Annotated in this window: 25 protein-coding genes; 8 read left to right on the forward strand and 17 right to left on the reverse strand. The window is 63.8% G+C overall.

Annotation, left to right across the window (positions count from 1 at the left end; translation table 11 throughout):
- Positions 1–45 precede the first annotated feature (45 nt).
- Together XH84_RS41340 and XH84_RS05260 are read right to left on the reverse strand one after the other, a co-directional pair.
- Positions 46–168 carry a hypothetical protein gene (locus XH84_RS41340; RefSeq protein ID WP_283810244.1) on the reverse strand — a complete coding sequence of 41 codons (123 nt, stop codon included), beginning with the start codon at positions 166–168 and terminating at the stop codon, positions 46–48.
- A 1,180-nt stretch (positions 169–1,348) separates the two neighbouring features.
- The gene (locus tag XH84_RS05260; protein ID WP_128916908.1) at positions 1,349–2,266 is read right to left on the reverse strand and encodes an intradiol ring-cleavage dioxygenase; all 918 of its coding nucleotides are present in this window, start codon (positions 2,264–2,266) and stop codon (positions 1,349–1,351) included.
- 166 nt (positions 2,267–2,432) lie between these two features.
- Here XH84_RS05260 and XH84_RS05265 point away from each other — a divergent pair, with 166 nt between their 5' ends.
- Positions 2,433–3,707 carry a serine hydrolase domain-containing protein gene (locus XH84_RS05265; RefSeq protein ID WP_128916907.1) on the forward strand — a complete coding sequence of 425 codons (1,275 nt, stop codon included), beginning with the start codon at positions 2,433–2,435 and terminating at the stop codon, positions 3,705–3,707.
- Between the two features lie 66 nt (positions 3,708–3,773).
- On the opposite strand, the gene XH84_RS05270 is transcribed toward XH84_RS05265, so the two are convergent.
- The 4 genes from XH84_RS05270 to XH84_RS05285 all read right to left on the reverse strand — a co-directional run bounded on the left by XH84_RS05270 (position 3,774) and on the right by XH84_RS05285 (position 7,291).
- Positions 3,774–5,093 carry a TRAP transporter large permease gene (locus XH84_RS05270; protein WP_128916906.1) on the reverse strand — a complete coding sequence of 440 codons (1,320 nt, stop codon included), beginning with the start codon at positions 5,091–5,093 and terminating at the stop codon, positions 3,774–3,776.
- Entirely contained in the window at positions 5,090–5,605 is a 516-nt protein-coding gene (locus tag XH84_RS05275; RefSeq protein WP_128917180.1) for a TRAP transporter small permease, read from the reverse strand. Before XH84_RS05275 ends, XH84_RS05270 begins: the two co-directional genes overlap by 4 nt.
- 84 nt (positions 5,606–5,689) lie before the next feature.
- Positions 5,690–6,688: a TRAP transporter substrate-binding protein gene (locus XH84_RS05280; RefSeq protein WP_128916905.1), complete on the reverse strand. Its 999-nt coding sequence runs from the start codon at positions 6,686–6,688 to the stop codon at positions 5,690–5,692.
- A gap of 369 nt (positions 6,689–7,057) precedes the next feature.
- Positions 7,058–7,291, reverse strand: a complete 234-nt coding sequence (locus XH84_RS05285) for a hypothetical protein (RefSeq protein ID WP_128916904.1) — start codon at positions 7,289–7,291, stop codon at positions 7,058–7,060.
- 152 nt (positions 7,292–7,443) lie between these two features.
- Here XH84_RS05285 and XH84_RS05290 point away from each other — a divergent pair, with 152 nt between their 5' ends.
- Complete coding sequence (locus XH84_RS05290) at positions 7,444–7,788, forward strand: DUF1236 domain-containing protein (protein WP_128916903.1); 345 nt, start codon at positions 7,444–7,446, stop codon at positions 7,786–7,788.
- 199 nt (positions 7,789–7,987) lie between these two features.
- On the opposite strand, the gene XH84_RS05295 is transcribed toward XH84_RS05290, so the two are convergent.
- Positions 7,988–8,719: a cytochrome c biogenesis CcdA family protein gene (locus tag XH84_RS05295; protein ID WP_128916902.1), complete on the reverse strand. Its 732-nt coding sequence runs from the start codon at positions 8,717–8,719 to the stop codon at positions 7,988–7,990.
- Positions 8,720–8,923: 204 nt separating this feature from the next.
- Entirely contained in the window at positions 8,924–9,190 is a 267-nt protein-coding gene (locus XH84_RS05300; protein ID WP_128916901.1) for a hypothetical protein, read from the reverse strand.
- A gap of 484 nt (positions 9,191–9,674) precedes the next feature.
- Between XH84_RS05300 and XH84_RS05310 the strand changes: the two genes are divergently transcribed.
- The 5 genes from XH84_RS05310 to XH84_RS05330 all read left to right on the forward strand — a co-directional run bounded on the left by XH84_RS05310 (position 9,675) and on the right by XH84_RS05330 (position 14,277).
- The gene (locus XH84_RS05310; RefSeq protein WP_128916900.1) at positions 9,675–10,724 is read left to right on the forward strand and encodes a LysR family transcriptional regulator; all 1,050 of its coding nucleotides are present in this window, start codon (positions 9,675–9,677) and stop codon (positions 10,722–10,724) included.
- A gap of 29 nt (positions 10,725–10,753) precedes the next feature.
- Positions 10,754–11,125, forward strand: a complete 372-nt coding sequence (locus XH84_RS05315; RefSeq protein ID WP_020608151.1) for a helix-turn-helix domain-containing protein — start codon at positions 10,754–10,756, stop codon at positions 11,123–11,125.
- A gap of 415 nt (positions 11,126–11,540) precedes the next feature.
- Positions 11,541–12,890, forward strand: coding sequence for a L,D-transpeptidase family protein (locus tag XH84_RS05320; protein ID WP_128916899.1), 1,350 nt, complete (start codon positions 11,541–11,543; stop codon positions 12,888–12,890).
- 118 nt (positions 12,891–13,008) lie between these two features.
- The gene (locus XH84_RS05325; RefSeq protein WP_128916898.1) at positions 13,009–13,824 is read left to right on the forward strand and encodes an enoyl-CoA hydratase; all 816 of its coding nucleotides are present in this window, start codon (positions 13,009–13,011) and stop codon (positions 13,822–13,824) included.
- Between the two features lie 174 nt (positions 13,825–13,998).
- Positions 13,999–14,277, forward strand: coding sequence for a hypothetical protein (locus XH84_RS05330; protein ID WP_128916897.1), 279 nt, complete (start codon positions 13,999–14,001; stop codon positions 14,275–14,277).
- 62 nt (positions 14,278–14,339) lie between these two features.
- Here XH84_RS05330 and XH84_RS05335 read toward each other — a convergent pair whose 3' ends face one another.
- From XH84_RS05335 to XH84_RS05370, 8 genes are all read right to left on the reverse strand, one after another.
- Positions 14,340–15,419 (reverse strand): isocitrate/isopropylmalate dehydrogenase family protein, encoded by a 1,080-nt coding sequence (locus XH84_RS05335; protein ID WP_128916896.1) that lies wholly within the window; start codon positions 15,417–15,419, stop codon positions 14,340–14,342.
- A gap of 135 nt (positions 15,420–15,554) precedes the next feature.
- Positions 15,555–16,622 (reverse strand): alcohol dehydrogenase, encoded by a 1,068-nt coding sequence (locus XH84_RS05340; RefSeq protein WP_128916895.1) that lies wholly within the window; start codon positions 16,620–16,622, stop codon positions 15,555–15,557.
- A 75-nt stretch (positions 16,623–16,697) separates the two neighbouring features.
- Positions 16,698–17,669 (reverse strand): ABC transporter ATP-binding protein, encoded by a 972-nt coding sequence (locus tag XH84_RS05345; RefSeq protein ID WP_128916894.1) that lies wholly within the window; start codon positions 17,667–17,669, stop codon positions 16,698–16,700.
- Positions 17,666–18,658, reverse strand: coding sequence for an ABC transporter ATP-binding protein (locus XH84_RS05350; protein WP_128916893.1), 993 nt, complete (start codon positions 18,656–18,658; stop codon positions 17,666–17,668). The genes XH84_RS05345 and XH84_RS05350 overlap by 4 nt, the downstream gene beginning before the upstream one ends.
- Entirely contained in the window at positions 18,655–19,527 is an 873-nt protein-coding gene (locus XH84_RS05355; RefSeq protein WP_128916892.1) for an ABC transporter permease, read from the reverse strand. The genes XH84_RS05350 and XH84_RS05355 overlap by 4 nt, the downstream gene beginning before the upstream one ends.
- Complete coding sequence (locus XH84_RS05360; protein ID WP_128916891.1) at positions 19,514–20,464, reverse strand: ABC transporter permease; 951 nt, start codon at positions 20,462–20,464, stop codon at positions 19,514–19,516. The genes XH84_RS05355 and XH84_RS05360 overlap by 14 nt, the downstream gene beginning before the upstream one ends.
- A gap of 7 nt (positions 20,465–20,471) precedes the next feature.
- Complete coding sequence (locus XH84_RS05365) at positions 20,472–22,016, reverse strand: ABC transporter substrate-binding protein (protein WP_128916890.1); 1,545 nt, start codon at positions 22,014–22,016, stop codon at positions 20,472–20,474.
- Positions 22,017–22,147: 131 nt separating this feature from the next.
- Complete coding sequence (locus XH84_RS05370) at positions 22,148–23,344, reverse strand: CaiB/BaiF CoA transferase family protein (RefSeq protein ID WP_128916889.1); 1,197 nt, start codon at positions 23,342–23,344, stop codon at positions 22,148–22,150.
- A 182-nt stretch (positions 23,345–23,526) separates the two neighbouring features.
- On the opposite strand from XH84_RS05370, the gene glgA reads away from it, so the two are divergent.
- Positions 23,527–24,942 (forward strand): glycogen synthase GlgA, encoded by a 1,416-nt coding sequence (glgA, locus tag XH84_RS05375; RefSeq protein WP_128916888.1) that lies wholly within the window; start codon positions 23,527–23,529, stop codon positions 24,940–24,942.
- 276 nt (positions 24,943–25,218) lie between these two features.
- Here the strand turns inward: glgA and XH84_RS05385 are convergent, their stop codons facing one another.
- Positions 25,219–26,175 (reverse strand): oxygenase MpaB family protein, encoded by a 957-nt coding sequence (locus XH84_RS05385; protein ID WP_164935913.1) that lies wholly within the window; start codon positions 26,173–26,175, stop codon positions 25,219–25,221.
- Positions 26,176–26,201: the final 26 nt, after the last annotated feature.

Consider the following 26,201-nt stretch of genomic DNA (forward strand, 5'->3'; position numbering starts at 1 on the left):
GCGGAAGCGTCAGGGTCTCCTAAATCAATCATTTGTCGGACGCGTTTATCGCCGCCGACTCTCCGCCAGCGTAATGACGCCCGCAGCCACTAGGACAATGACGATGACCGTGGCAAGCGCCTCCACCGAGACCAGGGTGTCGTACCAGCTGTTCCAAAGCTCAAGCATGCGCTGACCTCTATCGAGCGCACAGCCCACCAGCGCTGACATGCACTCTGTCAAAAGGACGCGTCTCCGCCTACAAGTACAATGCTACGTTTCGTCGCGTGTGTTTTGTTCGCGCGGCAGCGTGACCTGAGCCGGACGCTGCGCGCGAACATAGGTGTGGCCGTCGCGCAGTGAGATCGCCCACGGCCATGTCGAAGATGCCGACTGACTGTGAAGTGGTTTACATTCCTGTGTTCTTGGCCGGGCTAATGTGGCGAAAGCTTCTTATTTGAAGGAGGCATCCAATGTTCGCTGCAATCAAATGGAACTCCCGATATAGCGCTCGCGAATGGGTGATGATGGCTCGAGCGCTGGTCGTCCGACTCCGCACGTCGAATGCAAACCGACAGGACGATGAAACCAAGCCAAGGCGGCCACCCTGGAAGCACTTCGACGACACCCATCATTGGGACGCTACCGCGGAGGAATGGGTTCCCAATCGCGATCGATGATAGTGCAACGCATTGTGCGTTGCGCAGGCGAGATCCGAGGCTTCAAGATTTTTCCCCTGACGGGCCCTGTCGAGCGGTGCGGCCACGTCGACGCGAATGCCCCTGAACGGCGGTATCACGGACCGACGCGGTTGCCTCTAATTCCTGCCCTAATGGGCTTGATCGTAGGCCTGCAGGATCCGCACGAAATCTGCCATACTGGATCGATCTCGGTTTTTAGCCGCAGTCGCAACCTGAGTCTGGGACGCGGGGGCCGGCTGCCAGAACCGCATCAGAAGATCGGCGATGTTTCTCATGGCGTACTCTCTGCACCAACCATGGCGGTAAGCATCAGTTGAGCGGCAAAGCGCCGCTGGATCGGGAGAAGGGCCGGCGGGCACTACGCCGCCGGCCTTGTCCCGCAACTGCCGGCTCGCAGGCCGGTTCCGTTGCTTTTCACTCTGGATATATCGGTAGCACCAAGCACTTGGTCGGCGCCATCGCACGCAGGTATGAAGTGGCCATACTTAGGTAGACTTGGGCTTAGGTAGACTTGGGCTTAGGTAGACTTGGGCTGGTGTATCGGGATCAGTCGACCAAGTGTCGGTGTGGTCGCCGGCAGGAAATTAACCGAGCTCCGTGATTGCACCGCTTTCAAGAGCACAGCGGACGTCGTCCGCGCCCAGGCTGCCGCCCTTCCCAGCGGGCCCTCACGCCGGCTCTCCCGCCTTCACTCCCAGCGGCTTCGGCGCCATGCCGCCGCCGGGCTTGAGGTGGAATTCGTAGCTCATCAGGTGCCATTGCCCGTTCGCCTTGGTGCCGTCGGGCATCGTGGGGTCATTGCGCGGCTCGACCTTGGCGACGAGATCGTCTTTCACGCCGAACACCACGTCGGAATCGAGATATTTGTCGCCATCCATGAAGACGTGGGTGATCAGCGGCTCGTAGCCCTTCGCATTGACCAGGAAGTGCACATGCGCCGGGCGCATCGGATGGCGTCTGGTCTGCACGATCATCTCGCCGACCGGACCATCGGTCGGGATCGGATAGCTGCACGGCAGGATGGTGCGGAAGAAGAAGCGGCCATCATCATCGGTGATGAAGCGGGCCCGCGCCGAGGCGCCGACCTCGTCATAGTTGGCCTTTTGTGAATCGTAGAAGCCGTCATCATCGGCATGCCAGACGTCGACGGGGACGTTCGCGAGCGGCTTGCCCTTCAGATCCGTGACGCGGCTCCGCACGAACATCCGCTCGCCGGTCTGGTTGTTGGGGGAGATGTCGGTGCCGTGTGCGGTCACCTTGTGCTCGCCGACATAGAACGGGCCGAGCACCGTGGTCTCCGTGGCACCCTCGCGATCCCTGTGGTTGACGGCATCGACCAGCATGGAGACCCCGAGCACGTCGGACAGCAGGATGAATTCCTGACGGGTGTCGGTACATTTCTGACCGGTTCGGGTCAGGAACTCGATGGCATATTCCCATTCCTCGAAGGTGAGACCTGTCTTGCTCACGTAATCGTGCAGCGACTTCACCAATTCCTGGAGCAGGAATTTTGCCCGCGGGTTCGGCGTGCTGTCGAAGCTCCGCACGACGGCTTCGGTGAGTTCGGTCTCGTTGAACTGGGTCATGATGCTGTGCTTCCCGTTTTCTGCTTTCGGATTCTCGGTTTTCTTGGAGCGTCCAGCCATAGAGGCTACACCAGCAGGCCAGCTGGAGTTAAGCGCAACCGGCTTGGAATAGGAGGGCGATTTCGGCTATCACGCTTACGACAAGAACCGTCCGAGGAACGTTCCCATGCTAGCCCCCACTCCTGCCTCCCCCGAATCCGTCGGCATGTCCCAGGCCGCGCTCGATCGCATCGATGCGCACCTGAAGAACCGTTACATTGATGCCGGCCGTTTCCCCGGAACCCACCTTTTGGTCTATCGTCGAGGCAAAGTGGTTCATAATTCGGTTCAGGGCCTGGCCGATGTCGAGCGCAAGGCGCCGGTGAAGGATGACACCATCTACCGCATCTATTCCATGACCAAGCCGCTCACCAGCGTCGCCTTCATGATGCTGGTCGAGCAAGGCCTCGTCGCGATTGACGAGCCCGTCGTCAAGTACATTCCGGAATGGAAGGATCTCGGCGTCTTCGTCGCGGGCACCTACCCGGCCTTCCTGGCCCGGCCGCCGTCCCGGCCGATGCTGATCGTCGACCTCCTGCGTCATACCTCCGGCCTCACCTATGGCTTCCAGCAGCGCTCCAATGTCGACGCCGCCTATCGCACTGAAAAGATCGGCGAGGTCGAGAAGTCTGGCACACTCCAGACCATGATCGAGGGCCTGGCAAAGATCCCGCTGGAGTTCTCGCCGGGCGAGGCCTGGAACTACTCGGTCGCGACCGACGTGCTCGGCTATCTCGTTGGCAAGATCTCAGGCATGCCGTTCGAACAGTTTCTGAAGTCACGCATCCTCGATCCGCTCGGCATGACCGACACCGATTTCCATGTGCCGGCCTCGAAGGCCCATCGTTTCGCCGCCTGCTACTCGGCAGACCCCGGCGGCGGCATGACGTTCCACGCCGGCCAGCGGCGCGAAGGCTTGACGCTCCAAGATGACCCGGCGACGAGCTCGTTCCTCACCCCGCCCTCCTTCATTTCCGGCGGCGGTGGCCTGTGCTCGACGGTCGCCGACTATCTCACCTTCTGCCGGGCCCTGCTCAACGGCGGCGAACTCGGCGGCGTCAGGCTGATCGGGCCGAAGACGCTGGCTCTGATGACGACCAACCACATTCCGGGCGGCCATGTGCTGCCGGAAGTGTCGCGCTCGCTGTTCTCGGAAGCCACCTATAACGGCATCGGCTTCGGCCTCGGCTTTGCCGTGACGATGCGCCCCGCAGAGACGCTGATCGCCGGCAGCCCCGGCGAATACAATTGGGGCGGTGCCGCCACCACCTCGTTCTGGATCGATCCGGCCGAAGAGCTGATCGCGATCTTCATGACCCAGGTGCTGCCGTCGAGCGCCTACCCGATCCGGCGCGAGCTGCGCAGCATGGTCTACGCCGCGATCACCGAGAGCAACCTTTAGCCAATTGGCTCGATCCCGCGGCAGTCGTCCGCGGGATCGCACTCTGGGAAGCTCATTTGCCAGCGCTCATTTGAGCATTTCCGGCACGATCAGACGCGGCAGGAACAGCGACACGCTCGGCCAGACGATGACGGCCGCGAGCACGAGCAGCATCGGGATCAGCATGATCACCGTGTCCTTTAGCGCATAGCGCAGTCGTACGCCCGCGATCGAACAGGCGATCATCAGACAGAGGCCATAGGGTGGCGTCACCAGTCCGAAGGCCAGCGACACGATGGAAATGATCGCGAACTGGACCGGATGGAGATCGACGGACTTGGCGAGCGGCTCCAGCACGGTGCCGACGATGATGATGGCCGGGATGGCGTCGAGAAAGCAGCCCACCACCAGAAAGCAGAAGGAGATGAAGAAGCCGGCCGTGACGGCGCCCATGCCCCAGGTCGAGACGTTGGCCAGCAGCTCTTGCGGGATCTTGTAATAGGCGAGCAGCCAGCCGAACGCGCTGGCCGTGCCGACGCAAAACAGCGCCACGCCGGCGAGGCGCCCGGTGTCGAGCAAGGCCTTGTACAACTCGCGGGCTCCTGTCTCGCGGTAGAAGAACGCCGAGAGCACCACGGAATAGAGCACCGCAACGCAGGCGGATTCGGTTGCGGTGAACCAGCCGAGCAGAATGCCGCCAACGATGATGAACGGCGTCATCAGCGCCGGTATCGACTTCCAGATCGCGCATCGCATCTCGACCCAGGTCGCCTTCGGATAGGTCGGGTAGCCGCGGCGCACTGCATAGACGTGCACCGTCGCCATCTGCGCGCCCGCGATCAGCAGACCCGGCACGATTCCGGCCAGATACATCGCCGCGATCGATGTGGAGATCAGTCCGCCCCACACGATCATGAGGATCGACGGCGGGATGATGACCGCCAGAACCGCCGACACCGCCGTGATCGCGATCGAGAACGATAGGTCGTAGCCTTCCTTGGTCTGGGCATCGATGAAGATCTTGGACTGGCTCGCCGCATCGGCCGTGGAGGAGCCCGAAATGCCGGCAAAGAACACCGACAGCACGACGTTGATCTGCGCCAGGGATCCCGGCCAATGCCCGACCATCGAGCGCGACAGCGCCACCAGGCGGTCGGTAATGCCGCCGATGCTCATCAGGTTCGCCGTCAGCAGGAAGAACGGCACCGCCAGCAGGATGAATGAATTGTAGGCATTGAAGGTTTCCTGCGCGAGCATCATCAAAGACAGATGCGGCTCGATCAGCAGGATCGGCACGCAGGCAAGGCCAAGCGCGAAAGCCACCGGCACGCGCACGATGAGCAGGCCGACGAAGACTCCGAACAGCACCATCGCGGCCTGTCCGGCAGAGAGTACATTTCCGCTCATCGCCTCGCCCCAACCAGAACGCGCATTTCATCGATGATCTGTTCGCCCGCGAAGACGATCCACGTTATCCCAGCAACGGGCCAGGCGACGTGAATCAGCCAAAGCGGCAGATCGGCCAGCTCCGACGTCCTGTTCCAGGCGAAGCGAGTGAACTCGAGACCAGCCGTTACGAATACCAGCGCCAGCGCCAGCACGCCGAGACGCGCGATGATCCGCACCGCAGCCTCCGACCGCCGCGACAGATCGGGCCACACGTCGACCTCGAAATGCTGCGCTTCGCGCACGCCGACCATGGCGCCGATCATGATCGTCCAGATAAACAGGAAACGCGCCATTTCCTCCGTCCAGATGTAAGAGGGAATGAAGGGCGTGTAGCGTGAGACGATTTGCAGCGTGACCGGAACGATCAGGACGCCGACGCAGGCGGCCAGCAGGAATTCCAGCAATTTCGCATAGGCCGCCGATACGCGGCGCCACAGCGACGGTGTGGACGGGACGGGCATGTCAGGCATTGGGGCTCCGTGCGGCAGCTCATCCGCCACGTCCGGGCAAGAAGCGGGGCTTGCCCGGAGATGCTGTCGGCGGACGCAAAGATCTCAGACGACGTTGATCTTCTCGAAAATGCCTTCCGCGCCGATTTCCTTGGCGTAGGCGGCCATCACGGGGTCGGCGAGCTTCTTCATGGCATCCCGCTCCTCGAAGGGGACGCGCTTGAGCTTGCCGGCCTTCTCGAGCGTGTCGAGCTTGACGACCTCCTCGCTCGACTCGAGCTGACGGCCGTAATCGCCGGCCTCCTTGCCGGCCTTCATGATCGCGTCCTGCAGATCCTTCGGCAAGGTCTTCAGCGTCTTCACCGAGAAGCAGATCGGCCGGATCGACACCGCGTGCTGGGTCAGGCTGAGATGTGGAGCGACCTCGTAGAACTTCATCGCCTCAACGCCGGCCGCCTCGTTTTCGCCGGCCGCTATCACACCGTTCTGGATCGCGTTGTAGATCTCGTTATAGGCGATCACTGTCGGGCTCATGCCAACCGCCGCGAAGGTCTTCGACCAGATCGGCGCGCCCTGCACGCGAACCTTGAGCCCCTTGAGGTCAGCAAGGTTCTTGAGCGGCTTGTTGGCGAAGATGTTGCGGATGCCGCCGCCGGAATAACCGATCAGGACGACCTCGGCTTTCGCCGCGACTTCGTCGGCGATCGGCGCCAGGATATTGGCTTCGACCACCTTGTTCATGTGATCGATTCCCTTGAACACGAAGGGCGCGTCGATGAACGGAGCCGCCTTGGCGAAGGTCGACATGTGGGCAGGCGAGACGATGCCGTAATCGACCGCCTTGCCCTGCGACATGTACTCGAAATACTGCTTCTCGAGGCCGAGCGAGGAGTTCTTGTGCAGGGTGAAATTGACCGGCTTGCCGTAATATTTCTTCACCAACTCCTCGAACCGGAGCAGCGCCCGGTTGAAGGCATGGTCATCGTTGAACTGGACTGCGCCGTTCAGCGTGATCGGCGCTTGCGCCTTGAGGATCGACGGCATGCCGAGCGTAGCCGCCGCAGTGGTCGCGCCGATACCAGCGAGAAATGATCTTCGCTTCATCGTCTCCCCTCCCTTTGATGCTCCGACCCTGTCGCCGGGGCGTGAGCGCAGCCGGCCTGCGGCTTGCGAGGGGAAGCGTATGAAAAACCTCAGCGGGACGGAAGTCATTTCGCCTGGGCTGGAGGTACTCCTTCGTCGCAGGGCTACCCACCACGAGCTGTTGCACCGCAACTCGCGCGCCCCTGCGGGCACGCGGTTCGACTGCTTCTTCAAAGATCCGAAGACTGGCGGACCTGTGCGCTGCACGCACAGGCCCGCTCGCCGTCTACTGCAGGCCTAGTGCATATGGCCGATCAGATAAATGCCGCCGCCGATCACCAGCACGGCCGGCACTGCCCACAAGATGAAGACTGGCATTTGTCGTCCCCCTCAATTTGACGTGCAGACCTTGACGGTCTTCATGCCGCTTTCAGCTTCGGTCCGCGATTTGTAGATCGTGCCCGACGGGCTGACCACGGTCATGGACGTATCCGTCGGCTTCTTGTCGACGACGGTGCACTTCTTCGTCTTGACGTCCTGGACGACATAGAACTCGTCGGCCGCGAACGCCGGCAGGGACAATGCAGCAAGCATCAGCGCCGCAGTCGCTATCTTCAGCTTCATTTTCTTCTCCTCCAATCGCCGGGCTTTCCGGCCCGGTCCGATCTGCAAACGGGAAAAAATGGCAATTTGTTCCTATGCATTTGTTCCTATGCGGAGGAACGCCGTGGATGGTGAGGTGTGGTTGCGGCGCTTATTCCTGCGAGGAGGACGAGATGAAGAAGCTGTTCCTGCTATCCGCCGCGGCGGTTCTGATCTCCACCAGTGCGTTTGCGCAATCCACCGTGGTGACGACCACCGGAACCGGCCACGCCGCGGCAATTCAGATCGAGCCGCAATACCGAACCAGGATCAAATCCTACGTCACCGAGCATCACCTCCGTCCGGTCACGACGAAGGAGAAGATCATCGTCGGCGCGACCGTGCCGAGCGATGTCGAACTGGAGGCCGTACCATCCGATTGGGGTCCCTCCCTCACGAAATATCGCTACGTCTATTCCGGCGATCGCGTGATGCTCGTCGATCCCGGCTCGCGCACGGTGGTGCAGGAAATCGATTGATCGAGGCGCGGCAGCGGGCGGCCAGCTCAAAGATGGCCGCCCCTCGCCGAGCTGACGGCATGACATCGCATCGAGAGGCCCGGGTTGCCGAGCTCGGCCTCGGCGGCTGGCTACGTCATGTGTCTGCTGGCCGCAATCAGCGCGAGCCGAGGCAAGAGCATGTCGGACTGCGGACGAGGCGCGGTGAACGAAAGACGGCCTACCCGATCGTCTGCAGTGCCGGAAAGGTCTCCAGCAGCCAGATGCTCACATTCGAGACCGCGCCGGTGAGAAAGCCGATGCCGGTGATCACCATCAACACGCCCATGGCGCGCTCGACATTGACGAGGTGGCCCTTCATGCGCGCAAACAATGCGGAGAACTGCTCGATCATCAGGGCCGCGATCAGGAAGGGAATGCCGAGGCCCGCGGAATAGACCGCGAGCAGGCCTGCCCCCTTCGTCACCGTGGCTTCAGCCGCGGCGATCGAGAGGATCGCGGCGAGGATCGGGCCGATGCAGGGTGTCCAGCCGAAGGCGAAGGCAAGGCCCATGATATAAGCCCCCCAGAGGCCGACCGGCTTCGGGATCGGCAGCCGCCCCTCGCGCATCAACAGCCCGATGCGCGTCAGCCCCAGGAAGTGCAGGCCCATGACGATGATGACGATGCCGGCTAGGATCGACAGCTCCGCCGACCAGGTTCGGATCAGCCCGCCGATCAGCGAGGCGCTGGCGCCGAGCGCGACGAATACCGTGGAGAAGCCGAGCACGAACAGCAGCGCCGACATCATGATCGCGCGCTTGGAGGCCGAGGACGGCTCGTCGCTCTCGACATGCTCGATCGTGGCGCCCGTGAGGTAGATCAGATACGGCGGGACCAGCGGCAGGACGCAAGGGGAAAGGAAGCTGACGAGGCCGGCAATCAGCGCCGCCGGGATCGAAACATTTTGCATGATGCCGTCTGAGCCATCTCAGGTGCCGGTAGGCGCGCGGGAAATGCGCCCGGCCGGAGCCGAATCGGCTCTGGTGTAGCCGATGCCGGAAAATGCGCAACAGAGGCGCACGAAACGAGGGCTCCTCCCAATGCCGTCTGTGATCACAGGTGCGGCATCGGGACGCGCACAAATCTCGCCATAAAGCGAGATTCGGCGGCGCGGCTACTTCACCACGCGGAGCAGCGGACGCCGGGGCTGGTCCTGCGTCTGCTTGGAAGAGGACGGCGGCTCGCTCGCAGCGCTCCGCAGCATTTCGTCGCACAATGCCTTGAGATCGGCACTGTCTATTCCTTTGAGTTTCATCCTGACATCGAGGATGACGATGGAGAGCAGCTCGGCCGACTCACGGCTGTTGCACGCGTTGAGAACCTTGCGGCACTCTTCGAGCGTTTCCAGCACCGACTGCAATTGTTCGTCTGAATGCGACACCGGCGTTCTTTCCGTTAATTCGGCCTGCGAGACGTGATTGTGACGACCCCCTCGGCCCCCATGGAATAGCGAGGATAGCATGAGGCCACTGCGCCTCTGAACCCGATTTCAGAGGGTTTCTGCCGTGGAACCGCGGTTCCGGTGAACATCGCCGCGTCGCGCTGTTGGCCCTGATTGAAGCCATCTAGAAGCGAACGCTTGGCGCGTTGTGATTGATCCATCGAAGGAGACGGGGCCGGCTTGCGCGCAAGGACAGTCATTGCGGACAGCGCCTGTAATCCCGCAGCCACTTCACGGCTCGCAACGGAACTCACGCCACACCCCTCATCCAGGCGAAAAATCCACCCGATTCCCAGCCTATAGCAGCATCCAAATACCACCCACCAGATAGTAAGGATGACGGTTCAAAACTCATCATCCCCCAACTCGCAGTAGTTGTGGTTTGCGCCAGATTCTGCCAGTTTAGCTATCCGAAGGGACTTGTATGCACTCCTTGGCGGAAAGGGGCGTTCCTCTGGCGGAACGTCCAAAAACAAATCTCAGCGGCCTCTCCGATTGGGATACGGCCCGCATATTCCTTGAAGTCGTCCGGTGCGGAAGTTTCCGGTCGGCGGCCGAACGCTTGTCGCTGTCGATTAACGCCGTGCGGCGGCGGATCGACGATTTCGAGCGCCAAACCGGCACCACGCTTTTCACCCGCGACGTCCACGGCACCCATCTGACCGATGAAGGCGCGCTGGTGGTGTCCGCCGTCGAGCGCATGGAGGCTGCCACCTTCGACGTGCTGCGGGCCAGCGATTCGATGGCCAACGCCTTGTCCGGCGAGGTCCGGGTCGCCGTTACCGAGGGGCTCGGCACGTTCTGGCTTGCCCCGCGCCTGGTTGAATTCCAGCAAGCCTATCCGAAGATCCTGGTCGACCTGCATTGCGCGATGCGCTCGGCCGACGTCTCGCGCCACGAGGCCGACGTCGCCATCCATCTGTCGCGTCCCTCGGCGCTCGACATCAAGCTGGTGCGGCTCGGCCGCATGCACCTGATGTTCTGGGCCTCGGAGAAATATATCGAAAAACATGGCGCGCCGCGTTCGGCGGCGGAATTGATCAAGCATCGGCTGGTGCTGCAATTCGCCGACCAGCTCGCCGCCAAGGAATCCTTCGAGAGCTTCTTCCCGGGCGTTTCGGAACGTGACCTTCTGGTCATGAAGACCAACGTCTCAAGCGCCAACTATTGGGCCGTCGCGAATGGCGCCGGCATCGGCGTCTTCCCCAGCTACGCCATTGCGCTTGGCGGGAAGTTGATTCCACTGGAGGTCGAGCTGAACCGACCGCTGGATATCTGGTTGTCCTACCATCCCGGTAGCGGCCGTATTCCGCGCGTGCGGCACATGATCGACTGGCTGATCGAAGCTTTCAGTCCAGCTCGTTTCCCGTGGTTTAAGGAAGAGTTCGTGCATCCGCATGAATTCAAGAACTCGTATATGGGCGAACCCCTGACCCAGCTCTTCGGGGGATTTTCAACCGAAGAACAAAGGTGAAAACGAAGATGAAAGCAGCGGCAAAGAGAATGAAGCAGCGCAGCGCCGGCAAGCCGGACATCGAGCTTGGCAAGCGGATCCGTCTGCGGCGCGTCGAGATGAAGATCTCGCAGGCCGAACTCGGCGAAAAGCTCGGCGTCAGCTTCCAACAGGTCCAGAAGTACGAGAAGGGCGTCAATCGCGTGGGCGCGGCGCGGCTTCAGCAGATCGCCTCCGCCCTCGACGTGCCCGTGACCTTCTTCTACGACGGCGACAACAAGGCCCGCGAAGTCGAGAGCCTGCTGTTCCTCGATTCGGCCTTCAGCCTCCGCCTGCTGCGCGCTTACAGCAAGATCAAGGACCAGACGGTGCAGCGCCAGCTGGTTTCGCTGATGGAATCGATCGCAGCGAACGAAAGCTGAGATCGACCGACGGTCTATCTTTACGGCCGATCTTCAATCCGCCGCGTCACGGGGACGCGGCCGGATTGAACGAGAGCCGGATCGCATGTTGTTGCGTCCGTCTTGGTCCGCGCGCTTTCCGCGCGCGGCCTCTGCTTCTCTGGGTGATCTGACCGCCCCTTTTTCGGGACCTTTTACCGCCCTGATCGCGTTTTTCGCGAACCCATCCCGCCCTCGCCGCGACCCAATCGAGAGACTCCGCACCGGAAGCGCGGAGCTTTCGACTGCCGTGCTTAATGGGGCCTCAACACCGAAGCTCTAATTTCCCGCCGATTTCACGAATCGGCGCCCGCAGCGCGGCCGCCGGGAATTGCCAATGCGATGGCCCGCCCGGGCCTCGCTCTCTTGCAAGCTGGACTGGGGGCAAATGAGACACATGTCGAAACGCCACGCAATGATCCTTGCCGTCGGCATGCTCGCCAGCGCCTCTGCGCTGGCGCAAACCGAGACCGTTGGACAGGCGACGCCAAGGCCGGCGACGGCGGGGACGGTGCCGACCGCGGCCAATCCAGCTCACGCGGCCGCGCCGAGGACCGCCGCGGCGCCTGCCTCGACGGCGGAAAGCCGTTCGGCCGCCGCGCTCGCGATGACGCACGAGCCGACCTATGACGAGGGTTCCGCACAGCGCATCAGGGACGCGGCGCTCAGCTATTCCGATCTCGCGGTGCGCGGCGGTTGGCCGAGCATTCCTGTAGACGCCAAATTCGCACCCGGCGTCCAGGGCACCAACGACGACCTGCTGCGCAAGCGGCTGATCCTCTCCGGCGATCTGGCCGCCGACAGGCCGAGCGGGGCTTTCGACCAGGACCTTGCCGACGCGGTGAAGCGCTTCCAGGCCCGTCACGGACTGGCACCGACCGGCGCGATGACGCCGCGCACGATCGTGGCAATGAACGTCCCCGTGCAGAAGCGCGTCCGGCAGCTCGAGGCTTCGCTGCAGCGGCTCGAGAACATGAACTTCGGCTTCGGACAGCGCTATGTCGTGGTCAACATCCCCGCCGCGTTTGCCGAGGCTGTCGAGAACGACGTCGTGGTGCGGCGCTATCGCGTCATCGTCGGCAAGACCGAAAAGCCCTCGCCGACGCTGACGACCCAGATCAGCAGCGTCGTGCTCAATCCGACCTGGACGGTGCCGGCCTCGATCGCCAGGACCGAGATCTCGGCGCATATGCGCAAGGACCCGACCTATCTGTCGCGCATGCACATGGAAGTGCTCGATGCCCACGACAATCCGATCGATCCGCATTCGGTCGACTGGTCGGGCACGCGCACGCCGAGCTTCACGGTGCGCCAGCAAAACGGCACCTTCAACGCGCTCGGTGCCGTCAAGATCGACATGCCGAACGCTTATTCGGTCTACATGCACGATACCAACCAGCGTAACCTGTTCAGTGACGACTACCGCTTCGATTCCCACGGCTGCTCGCGCATCGACAATGTGCGCGATCTCGCCGCCTGGCTGCTCAAGGACCAGCCGAAATGGAGCCGGGCCGCGATCGACGCGGAGATCGCGACCGGGCAACATCTGGAGGTCGCCATGGCGAAGAAGGTGCCGGTGGCCTGGATCTATCTCACGGCGTGGATGACCAAGGACCAGACCATCCAGTTCCGCAACGACGTCTATAACCAGGACGAGCAGTTGCTGGAGGCAACCGCCGAAGAGGCCGCGTTCTTCAGCAATGCCGGGAGCCATCCGCTGACCGCACACATGCATGTGATGCAGTAGCAAGTCTCGCGCCATGCAATCGCGGCACAGGCGGGTGCGAAGCCGCTCGCCTCGCCGCGGTTGACTGAGGCCCTGCCGGGCCGCACATTGCGCTCGCCTTACGACAAGCGAGCGCGCGATGCCTGACGCCTTCAGTGAGAAATCCTACGCCGACGGCAAGATCCTCAAGCACGTCACTGACGGCGTCGGTGTGATCATCTTCAACAATCCCGACAAGCGCAACGCGATGTCGCTGGAGATGTGGGAAGGATTTGGCGAGGCGCTGACGGCCTTGCGCGACGACGAGACGGTGCGCGTTGTGATCCTGCGCGGTGCCGGCGGCAAAGCCTTCGTCTCCGGCGCCGACATCAGCCAGTTCGAGAAGACCCGCCATAACGCGGCGGCGTCCGAGGAATACGCCAAGCGCAGCGCCGTCCAGCGCGCACTGCTCGCCGACTTTCCCAAGCCGACGATCGCCTGCATCCAGGGCTTTTGTCTCGGCGGCGGCATGCAGGTCGCGATGCTCGCCGATATCCGCCTCGCCGCACACGGCAGCCAGTTCGGCATCCCCGCGGCCAGACTCGGCATCGCTTATGGTTATGACGGCTTGAAGCACCTGGTGTCGCTGGTCGGCCCGTCCTGGGCACGGCTGCTGATGTACACGGGCATGCGCATCGAGTCCGCGGAGGCGCTGCGTATCGGCCTCGTCGAGCGCTTGTTCCCGATCGATGAGCTCTGGGGTGAGACGATGACGATCGCGCAGACCATCTCCGAAAACGCCCCCCTTGCGATCAAGGCCGCGAAGATCACGATCGCGCAGGTGCTGAAGGACGAAAGCCAGCGCGACATGGAGGCCATCAAGGCGATCGGCCATGCCTGCATGGACAGCGCGGATTTCCGCGAGGGCCGGCAGGCCTTCATGGAGAAGCGGAAGCCCAAGTTCCAGGGGAAGTGAGTCCGCCATTGTTGCGAGCGCACCTACTCACCACGCCCTTGCGAGCGCAGCGAAGCAACTGGGCCAGACGGCCTGAACAAGCATTCAGGAAGATTAAATTCCTCGGGCAGCTTAGTGCGGTAGCAACCAGTTGATCCGTCGAAAGTTCTCCCGCCACCAATGAGGGAGATTGCGATGACACTCAAATTTGCTGTGCTTGGTCTGGCTGCAATCGGCGGCGTGGCACTCGCCTCGGGACCGGCCCTTGCGGCAATGCCGAACGGCATTCCGCAGGCGGACCAGATTGCAAAGGGCCCTGCCGCCAACGTCGATCAGGTGCGTTGGGTCTGTAACCCCTGGGGCCGCTGCTGGTGGCGCCCGAATTACTACCGCTCCTATGGCTATTACGGCGGTCCGGGCTTCTACGGCCCGCGTCCGTGGGGCTGGCGCCACCGCCACTGGCGCCGCTGGTGAACGAAGGGGCCCGGGGGCCCCTTTTCTTTTGAGGTGATGTGGCGCCGTTCCTTGACCGCAGCTCAAAGCGCCGCGAGCACCGCCTTCGTGATGTCGGCGGTGCCGTTACTGCCGCCGAACTCCATCGGCTTGATGCCGCCGGCATAGACCTGGTCCACGGCCCGCTCGATCGTCTCGCCCGCTTCCGCCGCGCTTTCGACGCCGTGCTTGTCGGCGAGCCAGTCCAGCATCATCGCCGCCGACAGGATCATGCCGGTGGGATTGGCCTTGCCCTGCCCCATGATGTCAGGCGCAGTGCCGTGACAGGGCTGGAACACGGCGTATTTGTCGCCGATGTCGGCCGACGGCGCCATGCCGAGGCCGCCGATCAGGCTCGCGGTGATGTCGGAGACGATGTCGCCGAACATGTTCTCCATCACCATCACGTCGAAATCCCAGGGGCGCTTCACCAGCATTGCCGAGCAGGCATCGACATAGAGCCGGTCGGTCTTCACGCCAGGGTGCTTCTTCTCGATCTCGTCGAAGATGCCTCGGAAGAATGCAAACGCCTTGAACACGTTCGCCTTGTCGACGCAGGTCAGTATCCCCGGCTTGCCGCGCGCCTTGCGCCGCTCGGCCAGGCGAAACGAAAACTCGAACAGACGCTCGGAGGTCCGACGCGTGATCACCATGGTCTCGCGCGCGTCCTCATGGGTGACGACGCCCTTGCCCATCGAGGCGAACAGCCCTTCCGTGGACTCGCGGATGACGACGAGATCGATGCCGCGCTGGTCGGCACCGACGATCGGGCTCGGCACGCCCGGAATGAGGCGCGCGGGCCGCACGCCGGCATAGAGATCGAAGATGAAGCGCAGCTCGATCTGCGGCGCGATTTCGGTATTGTCGGGGTAGCGCACCGACGGCAGCCCGCAGGCCCCGAGCAGGATAGCATCCGCCTCCTCGCACAGTCTGATGGTGGTGTCAGGCATCGACTTGCCGGTCGCCAGATAATTGTTGGCACCGGCGGGCGCCTCGGTGAAGCGGAAGCCCAGGCCCGACTTATCGCCGACCTTGCGCAGCACCTCGATGGCCGGCGCCATGACTTCAGGACCAATGCCGTCACCGGCGAGCACGGCAATGTGGAAGGCGTTATTTGCGGACATGGGGGTTCCTGCGCGAAGGTCAAAATGATCTCGTCATTGCGAGGAGCTCTTGCGACGAAGCAATCCAGACTGTCTCCGCGGAGGGGCTTCTGGATTGCTTCGCTGCGCTCGCAATGACGACGGAGAGAGCGTTCGTTACGGCGTCAGCACCGTGCGCCCGACCACTGCGCCCTGCTGCAATTGCACCAGCGCCTCGTTGGCCTTGGCGAGCGGGGCCGTCGTTACCGGGATCGGCGGCACCTTCTTGGTGCGAACGAGGTCAAGCAGCTCCTGCGTTTCGCGCAAGTTTCCGACATAGCTGCCCTGGATCGTGATCGCCTTGATCGGAATCAGCGGCAGCGCCCAGGTCGCGCCGCCGCCGAACAGGCCGACGATGACGAGCTTGCCGCCCTTGGTGAGGCAATCAAAACCGAGCTGCGTCGTCGCGGCGTTGCCAACGAGGTCGATCACGGCCCGGATCGGCCCGCCCGCTTTCTTGGCAAGCTGCTCCAGCGCATCCGGTGCCTTGGGGTCGACGGTGGCGAGCGCCCCAGCTTTCTCCGCCGCCTCGCGCTTCCTGGCGTCGATATCGACCATGATCGCACCCTTGCCGCCCATCGCCTTCAACAGCGACAGCGCCATCAGGCCGAGACCGCCCGCGCCGAACATCACGATCGGCGTGTCGAAATGCTGCTCGACCTTCTTGAGCGCGCTGTAGGTGGTGACGCCAGAGCAGGCATAGGGCGCGGTCGTCGCCGGATCGAGCCCTCTCAGATTGAGCAGATAACGCGGATGCGGCACCAGCATGTGATCGGAATAGCCGCCGTCGCAATAGACGCCGAGCGAGCGCGGGGTCAGGCACATGTTCTCGTCACCGCCAAGGCAGGTGGCGCACTTGCCGCAGCCGATCCAGGGATAGACAAGCCCGACGTCACCGATCTTCAGGTCGCCCTGGTCGGTGGGCTTCACGTCGGGACCGAACGCCAGAATTTCGCCAACCGTCTCGTGCCCCATGGTCAATGGCAGGCTGATGCCGCGGTCCTTCAGCGACAGCGGCTTGCGGCCGTGGCCGAGATCGTAACCGCCTTCCCAGATGTGGAGATCGCTGTGGCAGACGCCGGCCGCCTTCACCTTGATCAACACCTGCGTGCCCGACGGTTGCGGCGTCGCCTCGTCGAACTCCTGCAGCGGCGCCTTGAAATCGGCAACCTTGAAACTCTTCATCGGCATCCTCCCGCATGCTTCTTGTCGCCGCGCCAGCATGCCATGGCCGGCAAGACGAGACAAACCGGTCTTAGTTCAGGCCAGCGGATGATGGCAAGCCGCGAACTGGCCGGGTGCGATTTCGCGCAACTCCGGTATCTCCGCGCTGCATCGCTGATCGGCCCGCAGGCAGCGGGTGCGGAAGCGGCAGCCGGACGGCGGCGCAATCGGCGATGGCGGCTCGCCGGCTGCCACACTCTCGGCGGGACGAACGTCCGGATCGGGCACCGGGATCGCCTGCAACAGCAGCGCCGTGTAGGGATGCGCGGGGTTTGCGAACAATTGCTGGGAAGGGCCGACCTCGCAAAGCCGGCCGAGATACATCACCGCGACGCGGTCGCTGACCGCTTTGACCACCGCAAGATCATGCGCGATGAACAGCAGCGTCAGGCCGAAGCGTGTCTTCATCTCCTCCAGCAGGTTGAGGATCTGCGCGCGGATGGAGACGTCGAGCGCCGAGACCGGCTCGTCGCAGACAATGAATTCGGGATTGAGCACCAGCGACCGCGCGATGCAGATGCGCTGACACTGCCCGCCGGAGAATTCATGCGGCAGGCGGCCCGCCACGAGATCAGGATCGAGCCCGACCGCGGAAAGCACCTCGTGAACCCTGCGCTTGCGCTCTACGGCATCCTTGATGCCGGCAATAATGAGCGGCTCGGCCACGATATCGCCGATCCGCCGGCGCGGGTTGAGGGAAGCGATCGGATCCTGGAAGATCAGTTGCACCCGGCGGCGCATCTTGCGCAGCGTCTCGCCCTCCATCGCGGTGAGATCCTCGCCGTCGAACAGCACGCGCCCGGATTTGGCGCGGCGCAACTGCAGCACCGCGCGCCCCAGCGTCGACTTGCCGCAGCCGGATTCGCCGACAAGCCCCAGCGTCTCGCCGCGCGCGACCTGAAGGCTGACGCCGGAGACGGCATGCACCGTCTTGTTGCCCAGGCCATATTCGACGACGAGATTGTCGACGTTCAGAAGCGGCACTTCCGGGACTGCAAGCTGCATCATGCGCCAACTCCTTCCGCCAACTGGATGGGATGGAAGCAGGCGTAGAGGTGATCAGGCATCTCGGCGCTCGTCAGCGCGGGCTTGGCCTCATGACAGCGCCCCGTGGCATAGCGGCAGCGCGGCGCAAAGGAGCAGCCACGCAGCGGCCGGGTCGGATCGGGCGGACGGCCGGAGATGGCAGGCAGCGGCGTGTGCGGCGCGGCGTCCAGCTTCGGGATCGCCGCCAGCAGCGCCTCGGTGTAGGGCATATGCATGCGCTTGAACAAGGCCGAGGTCGGTGCGCGCTCCACCACCCTGCCCGCATACATCACCGCGACCTCGTCGGCGCGGCCGGCAACGACGCCGAGATCGTGGGTGATGATGATCATCGCCATGTGACGGCGGCGCTGCTCGCGCGCGAGCAGATCGAGGATCTGCGCCTGGATGGTGACGTCGAGCGCCGTGGTCGGCTCGTCCGCGATCAAGAGCTTCGGCTCGCAGGACAGCGCGATCGCAATCGCGATGCGCTGGCGCATGCCGCCGGAACATTGATGCGGATATTGCGTGAGCCGCTGCTCCGGCGCGGGAATGCCGACGGCCGCCAGCAGCTCGATGCTGCGCTTGCGTGCCTCCGGAGCATCGAGCTCGAGATGCTCCTGGATCGTCTCCATCAACTGCGTGCCGATGGTGAGAACCGGATTGAGCGAGGTCATGGGGTCCTGGAACACGACTGCGAGGTCGCGCCCGCGCAGGCGCCGCAGGCTTTCCGGCGCGAGCCGCGCCAGGTCCTGGCCGTCGAACATCACGCGGCCGGTGAGCTTTGCCTTCTTCGGCAGCAGCTGCAGCACCGCGCGCGACAGCATGGTCTTGCCGCAGCCGGATTCGCCGACGATGCCAAGCGTGCGGCCCGCCTCCAGCGACAGGTCGACATGATCGACCGCGCGCAAATTGCCGCGCGGCGTCGGCAGCTCGACCGCGACGTCCGCGATAGTCAAGAGCGGGCTGCTCACAGCGCCCCCTGACGCGGATCGGTCAGCGCCCGCAAGGTGTCGCCGACCAGATTAAAGGCCAGCACGGTCACGAAAAGTCCGGCCGCCGGCAGGAACGCCAGCCGCGGCGCGACGTCGAGGCTGTCGCGCCCCTCCCCGATCATGCTGCCCCAGCTCGCCATCGGCGGCGGCACCCCGAGGCCGAGAAAGGACAGCGCACCCTCGACCACGATGGTGACGGCGACGCCGAGCAGGAAGAAGGCGAGCAGCGGCAGGACCACGTTGGGCAACAGCTCGCGCAAGAGGATGCGCGCATGGCTGGCGCCGAGCGCCTCGGCCGCGATGACGAATTCCCGCCGCGCCAGCGTCAGCGTCGCTGCCCGCGCCACCCGCATGAAGGCGGGAATGCCGAGCACGCCGAGGATCAGGGTGAGGTTGGGGACGGACTGGCCGAGATAAGCGGTCACGGCGAGCGCGAAGATCAGCGGCGGGAAGGCGAGCAGCACGTCCATGCTGCCCACCACCAATGTCTCGAACCGGCCGCGGAAATAGCCGGCGAGCAGGCCAAGCGCGCCGCCGAGCGTCAGACCGATCATCGGTGCGATCAGCCCGACCGTCAGCGACGTCCGCGCGCCAAAGATCAAGCGGGCCAGCTCGTCGCGGCCGAGCCCGTCGGTGCCGAGCCAGTGCTCGGAAGAGAACGCCGCGCGACGCTCCAGCATGTCCATGTCGACAGGGTTCTGCAGCGGCAGCACCGGCGCGAGGATCGCGAGCGCAAGGATGATCGCGAGCCAGCCGCTCGCGATCCAGAACAACAGGCCAAGCTTGCGCTTGCGCCTGACCGGCGTGGGCGTCGCCTCGTCTCGAATCGAGAGCTCAAGCGTGGCCATGGCGGATCCTGGGGTCGAGCACGGCGTAGAGCATGTCGACGATGAAATTCACGATGACGAAACCACTGGCAACCAGCAGCACCACGCCCTGGAGAATGACGAGGTCGCGGGTGTAGATCGCCCCGACCAGCAGCCGGCCGATGCCGGGCAGCGCGAAGATCGATTCCACGATCAGCGTGCCGCCAAGCAGGCGTCCGATATTGATGCCGGTCACCGTCACCAGGGTCAGCGACGACGGCTTCAGCGCATGCACGAACAGGATACGCGCGGGCTTGAGGCCCTTTGCTTTTGCGAGCGCGATATAGTCCTCCTGCAGGGTCGCGATCATGTCGGAGCGCAGCACCCGCATGATGCCCGGCCATTCGGCGAGGGCCAGCGTCAGCGCCGGCAGCACGAAGAAGCGCAAATTGCCGAGCGGCTCCTCGGTGAAGGGCACATAGCCAGTCGCGGGCAGCCAATGCAGCTCGACCGCGAACAGGTAGATCAGGAGGATCGCCACCAGGAAGGACGGCATCGACAGCATCGCGAACGCGCTGCCGGTCATGAAGCGGTCGAAGGCGTCGCCGGCACGTGCGGCACAGGCAATCGCGACGGGAACACCGATCAGGAGGCCGATGAATTCGGCCATCAGCATCAATTGCAGCGAGACCGGAATGCGCTCGGCAACCGCCTGCAGCACCGTCTGCCCGGTGCGGTACGAGCGGCCGAGATCGCCCTGCAGGACGTGGCCGAGCCAGCTGAGATAACGCCACCACAGCGGCTGGTCGAGCCCCATGTCGCGGCGCAGCGCCGCGACATTCTCCGGTGTCGCCTGATCGCCGAGGATGACAAGAGCGAGATCGCCCGGCAGCAGCGAGGCAATCAGGAAAGTCAGCAGCGAGACGGCGAGCAGCACCGGCAGCATGGCAAGCAGCCGCCGGACGACGAAGTTCAGCATCGCGCCATCATTCCAGCCAGGTCCTCGATACGTCGATCACGCCGTTGTACATCTTCGGGAATCCCTTCAGCTTGGCGCTCGACAACGCGTAATAGGTATTCTGGAAGGTCCAGAACCAGATCGCCTCCTTGTTGATCAAGCGGCTGATGGCGCAGTAATCCTCGGTGCGCTGGCCGATATCGGCGGTGACGCGCGCGTGGTCCAGAAGCCTGTCAAGCTCGGGATTCGAGAAGCCGGCCAGCGCCAGCGGGCTGCCGCTGCGGAAATTCGCGTACATCTGCGGATCGGGATCGGCGAGATCGACGATGCGCCACGGCGTCATCTGGAACTGGCGGGTGAAGGCGCGCGACGGAATGGTGGCCTGATCGACCTGCTCGATCTCCATATTGGCACCGACGCGCTTCCAGAATTGCTGGAGCACCTGGCCGACCATGCGGCCGCGCGGCGTCGCGGTGACCAGCATCTTGAACTCGACCGGCTTGCCGTACTCCTTGATCAGCGCCTTGGCCTTCTCGACGTCGAACGGCAGCGCGCCGTCGTCCTTGCATTTGACCCAGGAGCCGTCGCCGTAAGGATTGCTGGCGGGGCGGCTCAGGCCGTTGGTGATCGCCTGTGACATTTTCGGGCGATCGATCGCCATCACCAGCGCCTGACGCACGCGGACGTCGTCGAACGGCGCGACCTTGGTGTTGAAGGCGTAGACCTGCGCGCCCGAGCCCTTGTAGGTGTGCACGGTGAGCTTGGAGTCCTTCTGCGCCTTCATGATGTTGTCGGCGTCGTTCTCGTCGTCCCAGATGATGTCGGCCTCGCCCGATTGCAGCGAGGCAAAGCGCGACTGTGCATCGGGCAATGGCTTTAAGATGATGCGATCGAGATAGGGCCGGCCCTTGTCCCAGTAACTGGGATTCTTCTCCAGCACCATGCGGTCGCCGGCAGTCCATGATTTCAGGACGTAAGGACCAGTGCCCACGGGATTGCGATTGTAGTCGTCGCCCTTGGTCTTCCACGCCGTCGGCGAATGAATGGCGTTGTTCTGGCTCTGGATGGTGATCACCGCGGGCAGATTCACCGAGGGATCGGTGAGCTTGTAGACCAGGGTGTATTCGTCCGGCGCCAGCACCTCCTTGACGTTGGTGATATAGAAGGCGCAGCGGCACTTGTTGGCCGGATCCTTCTGGCGGTCGAAATTCTCCTTGAAGGCTTGCGCATTGAACGGCGTGCCGTCGTGGAATTTGACCCCCTCGCGCAGCTTGAAGGTCCAGCTCATGTAATCGTCGGAATGAGTCCAGGACACCGCGAGCTTTGGCGCGGCCTCTCCCTTCTCATCCAGCGTGGTGAGCGTGTCGAAGATGGCGGCGGCAGCGGTGAAGGTCGAGGTATCGTAGACGCCGACTTTCAGGGGATCGAAGCCTGCAATCTCCAGCTCCTGGCCGACGGTGATGCTGCCGCCGGACTTCTGCGCCTGCGCGGGCTCAGCCAGCGGAAGGACGGCAAATACCGCAGCAAGGAAAATCGGCGCGTGCTTGCGCGCCGCGGCAGCAATCTTCGTCATGGTTCCTCCCGGGATCCCTCGTCCGATGTTTCGGATCGCTGAATGACTGGAGGCGAGATTGGCGACAAAAGCACGCGACGGCAAGAGGAACGCGCGCCAGATCGCACGCCGCATGTGCAGCGCAAGGTTGCTCAGCGTGTCGCGGCTGTTTTGCCTGTCGGAATTGGCGCATCATCGGCAAGTCCGATCTCATCGCGCAGCGCATCGGTATGCTCGCCGAGCACGGCCATCGTCTTGCCGGGCGTGGTGTCGGCGCCCGACATCCGGAACGGCAGGTTGAGCACCCGGAAGGAGCCGCCCTCGTCCTGCACGGACGTGAGCGCCTGCCGGTGCGCGAGTTGCGGATCGGCCAGCGCCTCGGATACGGTGCGATAGGCCGAGGCCGGCACGCCGGCCGCGCCGAGCGCTGCGAGACAGGCATCGGTCGCAAGCTGCCGCGACCAGGCTTCGACGCCGTCCATCACCTCCGCCCAGTTCTCGCGGCGCGCGGCATAGGTCGCGAAGCGCGGATCGGTGATCCATTCGGGACGGCCGATCACGCCCATCAATCCCTGGAACGTCTTCTCGCTGGCGACCGTGATCATGACGTAGCCGCTTGCCGTCTCGGTCGGGCCGAACATCGGGCGCGGCGGCGGCTTCACGGCAAATTGTGCGCTTTGCAATTCCGTCAGCGTCAGTGACAGCATCGATTCCAGCATGGACACGTCGATATGCTGACCAAGGCCGGTCACGGTCCGCTGATAGAGCGCGGAAGCGATCGCGCCGAAGCCGTAAGTGCCGGTGACGACGTCGGCGTGATAGATACCGCAATAATCGGGGCGGTTGCGGCCGGGCTGGTAGGCGAGATGCGCCATGTCGTAGCCGGAGGCCGCGTGGATCACCGGCGCGTAGGCCGGCAGCTCGGCCGAAGGGCCGCTCTGGCCGTAGCCGGAGATCGAGCAATAGATCAGCCTCGGATTGACGGCGCGCAGCCTGTCGTAGTCGAGCCGCAGCCGGTGCATCACGCCGGGGCGAAAGTTCTCGACCAGGATGTCGGACGTCGCGGCCAGCCGGCGGACCGCCTCCTTGCCGTCCTCGGATTTGAGGTCGAGCACCACGCTCTTCTTGCCGACATTGAGCTGGCCGAACGTGGTGCTGCACCCCTTGCGCAGCGGCGGCCGGGTCCGCATCGTCTCGCCGCCGTCGGTCTCGATCTTGATGACCTCGGCGCCCATGTCGGCAAGCATCCGCGCGCAGTGAGGACCGGCGATGGTGGTCGAGAAGTCCAGGACCCGCAAACCCGCCATGACCTTTGTCAACGTCCCCTCATGCTTATCTGCTAACTGCATCCCCGAAGCCCCTTGGAACCTTCAATGTTCTCTCTTGTTGATGCGCCGACCCTAGAGGGCGGCGGCTGAGTAGGAAAGTCTTTACCGAACGGATGCGCCGCGTGGGCGGGCTTTAAGAATTCGTGGGCAACTGGACCCGTTCTTGCATAGCAGCAAACGGGATCGGAAGAGGGCAACTGTTCTTGAGGGTCTTGTTCGTCACGACAGAGATGGACGATTTCGTCCGCGTCGGCGGACTCGGCGCCGTGTCTGCGGCCCTGCCCCGCGCGCTTCGCTCCTTTGCCGATATCCGGGTCATGCTGCCCGGCTATCGCGACATCATCGAACAACTCACGCATATTCAGATCGTTGGCCGCTGCCCGGCGTTCGCGGAGATGCCGGCCTGCTCGCTCGGCCGCGCCGCGACCAAGGACGGCGTGCCGGTCTACGTGCTGCTCTGCTCACAACTCTACGACCGGCCCGGCAACCCCTATGGCGACGAGTCCGGGCGCGACTGGCCCGACAACGACATCCGCTTCGCGCGCTTTGCCTCGGCAGCCGCTGAGCTGGCCATGGGCAAGCTGGACAAGAATTGGGCAGCAGACCTGATCCATGCCAATGACTGGCAGGCCTCGCTGGTGCCGGCCTATCTCGCCTGGCAGGGCGCCAAGCTGCCGTCGATCCTGACCATTCACAACCTCGCCTATCAGGGCCTCTTCCCGAAGGAGGCGCTGCGGCGGATCGGCGCACCGGAGAGCTCCTTCCACATCGACGGCATCGAGTTCTACGACCAGCTCTCCTTCCTCAAGGCCGGCCTCGTCTACGCCTCCCACCTCACCACGGTCAGCGGCACCTACGCGCGCGAGATCACCACGCCCGAGTTCGGCTGCGGTCTGGAGGGCCTGCTCCGCCTGCGCTCGGACGCCGCCGAGCTCACCGGCATCTTGAACGGCATCGACGAGAGCTGGGACCCGCGCTCCTGCGCCCAGTTGGCCCAGCAGTTCGGCGCCGGCGACTGGGTCGGCAAGAGGGCCAATGCTGATTACGTCCGCAAGCAGTTCGGGCTTGCCGTCTCGCGCGGACCGATGTTCGGCATCGTCGCGCGTCTCGTGCACCAGAAGGGTATCGACCTCGTGCTGTCGGCGGCCGACGAGATCGTCGATGCCGGCGGGCAGATCGTGGTCACCGGCTCCGGCGAGCCAGCGCTCGAGCAGGCCCTGATCGACGCGCATCGCCGCCGCCCCGACGCCATCGGCGTCGTGATCGGCTTCAACGACGCCCAGGCGCGCCGCATCTTTGCGGGCAGCGATTTCACCCTGATGCCGTCGCGCTTCGAGCCGTGCGGCCTCAGCCAGATGTACGCCCAGCGCTTCGGCTCGCTGCCGATCGGGCACCAGACCGGCGGCCTCGCCGAAACCATCACCGACGGCGAAACCGGATTCCTGTTCTCGAAACCCTCGCGCGATTCCTTCCTCGGCGGCGTCCGCCGGGCCTTCTCGGCGTTCAGGGCACAGGACCAGCTCGACACCATGCGCCGCAGCGCCATGGGACGGTCGTTCTCCTGGAGCATCTCGGCCGGCAGCTATAGCGCGCTGTATCGGAAGTTGGCGTCGGTGTGAGGCGCGACGGCGCTTCCACAAGCTCCGTCATTGCGAGCGCAGCGAAGCAATCCAGAATCCCCTCCGCGGTGACAGTCTGGATTGCTTCGTCGCAAGCGCTCCTCGCAATGACGGTGTGGAGAAACGAGCGCCTATCTATCGCCGTCACCCTGAGGTGGCCGCTTCTTCAGTGGCCCTCGAAGGGCGACGGCCCGGCTGCAGCGGCGGGCCGTGCATCCTTCGAGGCTCCCGGCGCGATGCTTCGCATCGCGCCACTCGCACCTCAGCATGATGGAACTAAGATCGCCTCTTGCCGCGCACATCCATCTGCGGCCGTCCGATCCAGGCGCGGTTGAGGCAGCGCGTCATCCAGTCGGGCTGCGGTTCGCCCCGCAGCCGCGCCTGCGCTTCCTGGTAGGGGCCGACATAGCGCAGCCGATCCGGCAGCTTCGGATAGAGCCGCTTGATCCAGCGCAGGGCATTGTCGGCGGATTGGATCTCCCGCGCGTCAAGCTCGAAACCAAAACCTGCACGCAAGCGCTCCGGCAACATCCGCGCCGTCAGCGCGCGATACCAGCGCGGCGGCCGCAGCCACGGTCGCGCACCGCTGAAGATCTGCGTCGCGATCTCGCGCGCCGCCGGGCTGACGGTCAGCGTCTCCGACTGCGCCATCGCCGCGGTGTAGGCCGTAAAGCCCGACCAATCCGCCGGCAGGTCGTCCGCCGTCAGCCCGAACAAGGCACCAAACAATCGGCTCTCGGCCCAATAGCGCTCGCGCTCCTCCGCAGAGAAAGGTGGCAGAACCAGCTCGTGCGCCATCAGCGCGGACTCCACCAGAGTCGCATGAACCCATCGCAGCGACGGGATGTCGTTGGCACAATAGCGCGAACCTGCCGCAAAGAGGCCGACAGTCTCCGGCATTTTTCCGACGATCATGCTGTGACGCCGGTGCAGCTGGCGCGACGACAGCAATGCGCGGTCAAGCGAGCCGAACACCATGGCGAAGACGATGTCGAAGGTGCGATGGAAACGGCCAATCGGATCGGCAAGAGTTTTCGAGTGTTCGGCGATCGCGGCGGCGACCCAGGGATGCGCCAGTTGCAGCAACAACGCGCGACCGGCACCGAGAAAGACGACGGCCTCGCAGTCGATCCGCCAGGTCAACGTGTCAGGACCGAACACGCCTGCATCCGCTCCCGCGGCGCGAGCGCGGACGAGATCGAGCGCTGCCTCGAGATCCTTCTCATTAACCATGGCTGCCTCGCGACGACGATGCCGCG

Source organism: Bradyrhizobium nanningense, from assembly GCF_004114535.1.
Taxonomy (GTDB): domain Bacteria; phylum Pseudomonadota; class Alphaproteobacteria; order Rhizobiales; family Xanthobacteraceae; genus Bradyrhizobium; species Bradyrhizobium nanningense.

Coding starts and splice junctions, on each gene's coding strand:
- XH84_RS41340 (WP_283810244.1), bottom strand. CDS start 168: ATGCTTGAGCTTTGGAACAGCTGGTACGACACCCTGGTCTCGGTGGAG.
- XH84_RS05260 (WP_128916908.1), bottom strand. CDS start 2,266: ATGACCCAGTTCAACGAGACCGAACTCACCGAAGCCGTCGTGCGGAGC.
- XH84_RS05265 (WP_128916907.1), top strand. CDS start 2,433: ATGCTAGCCCCCACTCCTGCCTCCCCCGAATCCGTCGGCATGTCCCAG.
- XH84_RS05270 (WP_128916906.1), bottom strand. CDS start 5,093: ATGAGCGGAAATGTACTCTCTGCCGGACAGGCCGCGATGGTGCTGTTC.
- XH84_RS05275 (WP_128917180.1), bottom strand. CDS start 5,605: ATGCCTGACATGCCCGTCCCGTCCACACCGTCGCTGTGGCGCCGCGTA.
- XH84_RS05280 (WP_128916905.1), bottom strand. CDS start 6,688: ATGAAGCGAAGATCATTTCTCGCTGGTATCGGCGCGACCACTGCGGCG.
- XH84_RS05285 (WP_128916904.1), bottom strand. CDS start 7,291: ATGAAGCTGAAGATAGCGACTGCGGCGCTGATGCTTGCTGCATTGTCC.
- XH84_RS05290 (WP_128916903.1), top strand. CDS start 7,444: ATGAAGAAGCTGTTCCTGCTATCCGCCGCGGCGGTTCTGATCTCCACC.
- XH84_RS05295 (WP_128916902.1), bottom strand. CDS start 8,719: ATGCAAAATGTTTCGATCCCGGCGGCGCTGATTGCCGGCCTCGTCAGC.
- XH84_RS05310 (WP_128916900.1), top strand. CDS start 9,675: ATGCACTCCTTGGCGGAAAGGGGCGTTCCTCTGGCGGAACGTCCAAAA.
- XH84_RS05315 (WP_020608151.1), top strand. CDS start 10,754: ATGAAGCAGCGCAGCGCCGGCAAGCCGGACATCGAGCTTGGCAAGCGG.
- XH84_RS05320 (WP_128916899.1), top strand. CDS start 11,541: ATGTCGAAACGCCACGCAATGATCCTTGCCGTCGGCATGCTCGCCAGC.
- XH84_RS05325 (WP_128916898.1), top strand. CDS start 13,009: ATGCCTGACGCCTTCAGTGAGAAATCCTACGCCGACGGCAAGATCCTC.
- XH84_RS05330 (WP_128916897.1), top strand. CDS start 13,999: ATGACACTCAAATTTGCTGTGCTTGGTCTGGCTGCAATCGGCGGCGTG.
- XH84_RS05335 (WP_128916896.1), bottom strand. CDS start 15,419: ATGTCCGCAAATAACGCCTTCCACATTGCCGTGCTCGCCGGTGACGGC.
- XH84_RS05340 (WP_128916895.1), bottom strand. CDS start 16,622: ATGAAGAGTTTCAAGGTTGCCGATTTCAAGGCGCCGCTGCAGGAGTTC.
- XH84_RS05345 (WP_128916894.1), bottom strand. CDS start 17,669: ATGATGCAGCTTGCAGTCCCGGAAGTGCCGCTTCTGAACGTCGACAAT.
- XH84_RS05355 (WP_128916892.1), bottom strand. CDS start 19,527: ATGGCCACGCTTGAGCTCTCGATTCGAGACGAGGCGACGCCCACGCCG.
- XH84_RS05360 (WP_128916891.1), bottom strand. CDS start 20,464: ATGCTGAACTTCGTCGTCCGGCGGCTGCTTGCCATGCTGCCGGTGCTG.
- XH84_RS05365 (WP_128916890.1), bottom strand. CDS start 22,016: ATGACGAAGATTGCTGCCGCGGCGCGCAAGCACGCGCCGATTTTCCTT.
- XH84_RS05370 (WP_128916889.1), bottom strand. CDS start 23,344: ATGCAGTTAGCAGATAAGCATGAGGGGACGTTGACAAAGGTCATGGCG.
- XH84_RS05385 (WP_164935913.1), bottom strand. CDS start 26,175: ATGGTTAATGAGAAGGATCTCGAGGCAGCGCTCGATCTCGTCCGCGCT.